This is a genomic window from Mesorhizobium sp. M7A.F.Ca.CA.002.05.1.1, from assembly GCF_003998335.1.
Taxonomy (GTDB): domain Bacteria; phylum Pseudomonadota; class Alphaproteobacteria; order Rhizobiales; family Rhizobiaceae; genus Mesorhizobium.
In genome coordinates this window covers 1-2,259 of record NZ_RZQI01000938.1, presented here as the reverse complement: position 1 = coordinate 2,259, position 2,259 = coordinate 1, and the positions used below count along the sequence as shown (strand labels likewise).

2 protein-coding genes and 1 pseudogene are annotated in these 2,259 nt (G+C 63.8%); all 3 read left to right on the top strand.

The window, feature by feature from the left end; all coding sequences use genetic code 11:
- A pseudogene (locus EN939_RS30790) lies at positions 1 to 274 on the top strand (ABC transporter substrate-binding protein); the annotation flags it as partial.
- A 116-nt stretch (positions 275 to 390) separates the two neighbouring features.
- Positions 391 to 1,263 carry a carbohydrate ABC transporter permease gene (locus EN939_RS30785; RefSeq protein WP_236382911.1) on the top strand — a complete coding sequence of 291 codons (873 nt, stop codon included), beginning with the start codon at positions 391 to 393 and terminating at the stop codon, positions 1,261 to 1,263.
- A 1-nt stretch (position 1,264) separates the two neighbouring features.
- Entirely contained in the window at positions 1,265 to 2,089 is an 825-nt protein-coding gene (locus tag EN939_RS30780) for a carbohydrate ABC transporter permease (RefSeq protein ID WP_127270437.1), read from the top strand.
- The last annotated feature ends 170 nt before the right edge of the window (positions 2,090 to 2,259 follow it).

Below are 2,259 nucleotides of genomic sequence, written 5' to 3'. Positions count from 1 at the left end.
ATACCGCGCGCTGAAGACGTCCAACCTGCCGACCATCCAGGCGCTGTATGACGATGCCGACATTGCCAGGGAGCACCCGATTATTCCGCGCTGGAAGCAGATATTTCTCAATGCGGTGCCGCGCCCGTCGGCCGCGACCAGGATCAAATACAACGAGGCGTCGAGCCAGTTCTGGAACGCCGTTCACAACACGCTCTCGGGCGACGGCACCGCCGCCGACAATCTAGCCGACCTCGAAGCGATGCTGACCAAGCTGAAGGGCAACGGCTGGTGACCACAGTGCCGACAGGGACCGACGCCCGTGCGGCGTCGGAGACACAGGCTGTTCGTCGTCGGCCATCGCCGTTGACGGCACAGCGCGTTCGCTCGGCGTGGCTTTTCCTGGCGCCGATGCTTCTGGTGCTCGCCGGGGCGGCCGGCTGGCCGCTCGCCCGCACGGTCTATTTCAGCTTCACCGACGCCTCGCTGGCCGACCTCGACGCGCGCCAATGGGTCGGCTTCGCCAATTACTTCTCGGTGCTGCATATGCCGAGCGGCCGGACCCTCTATGACGGGCTGCTCGTCGACCCGGTCTGGTGGCGTGCCGTCTGGAACACGGTGCGTTTCACGGTGATTTCGGTGACCTGCGAGACCATCCTCGGCACGATCGTTGCCCTGGTTCTCAACGCCGAATTCGCCGGCCGCGGCATCGTCAGGGCAGCGATCCTGATCCCCTGGGCGATCCCGACGATCGTCTCGGCGAAGATGTGGCAATGGATGCTCAACGACCAGTTCGGCATCATCAATGTCGTGTTGCTCAACCTCGGCCTGATCAGCGACAAGATCGCCTGGACGGCCAACGCCGACACGGCGATGGCGGCCGTCCTCATCGTCGATATCTGGAAGGCGACACCATTCATGACGCTGCTCATCCTGGCCGCGCTGCAGATGCTGCCGAGGGAGATCATCGAGGTCGCCAGGCTCGACGGCGCCAACCCCTGGCAGATCTTCTGGCGGGTGACCTTGCCGCTGATCCGCCCGGCGCTGATGGTGGCCGTGATCTTCCGCGCGCTCGATGCGCTGCGCATCTTCGACCTGATCTATGTGCTGACGCCCAACAATGTGCAAACCAAGTCGATGTCCGTGTTCGCCCGCGAGAACCTGTTCGAGTTCGACAAGTTCGCCTATGGCTCCGCCGCCTCGACCTTGCTCTTCCTGATCCTAGCTCTGCTCACCATCGTCACCATCCGGATCGGCCGGATCAGGCTGGACGGAGGCCGCTGACATGTGGATCGTGAAGCGCACGGCCTTTTACCTGCTGGTCGCGGTCATCGTCTTCGTCGCCGTGTTCCCGTTCTACTATGCCATCGTCACCAGCCTGAAATCGGGGACCGACCTGTTCCGGGCCGATCTGTGGCCGACGACGATCAGCCTCGCCAACTACCGGAATGTGCTGACCGAAGGCAGCTTCGTGCGCAACTTGCTGAACTCGCTGTTCGTCTCCGGCGCGGTGGTTGCGCTTTCGCTGTTGCTCGGCGTCACATCGGCCTATGCGCTGGCGCGCATTCGATTCCGCGGCCGCTCGGCCCTGCTGTTCATCATCCTGTCGGTGTCGATGTTCCCGCAGGTGGCGCTGCTGGCGGGGCTGTTCGAACTGGTCCGCCTGTTCGGCCTCTACAATTCGCTGTTCGCGCTGATCTTCTCCTACATGATCTTCACCTTGCCGTTCACCGTCTGGGTGCTCACCACCTTCGTCCGCGACCTGCCGGTCGAGGTCGAGGAGGCGGCGATCCTAGACGGCGCGACGCCGTGGCTCATCATCACCCGGGTCTTCCTGCCGCTGATGTGGCCGGCGCTGGCAACCACCGGCCTGCTGGCCTTCATCGGCGCGTGGAACGAGTTCCTGTTTGCCCTGACCTTCACCTCCAACAACGCACAGCGGACCGTGCCGGTGGCGATCGCGCTGCTCTCCGGCAACTCGCAGTTCGAGATCCCATGGGGCAACATCATGGCCGCCTCGGTGATCGTCACGGTGCCGCTGGTGGTGCTGGTCCTGATCTTCCAGCGCAAAATCGTTTCCGGCCTCACCGCGGGCGGGGTCAAGGGGTGAGGGACGAGTCCTCAGATGTCCGGCGCGTTGCCGATCTTCTGCTTGAGCTCCAGCGCCCAGGCGCGGCCTTCGTCGCCGCCCCACAGCAGCCAGGCAATATAACCGGCCGAAGGGTTTTGCTCATTGCCGTAGTTCCTGCCGCGCTTGTCGACCTCGTGGCGGGCGAAAAA

Bases quoted from the DNA above. Each gene is read 5' to 3' on its own strand.
- EN939_RS30780 (WP_127270437.1), top strand. From the start codon at position 1,265: ATGTGGATCGTGAAGCGCACGGCCTTTTACCTGCTGGTCGCGGTCATC.
- EN939_RS30785 (WP_236382911.1), top strand. From the start codon at position 391: ATGCTTCTGGTGCTCGCCGGGGCGGCCGGCTGGCCGCTCGCCCGCACG.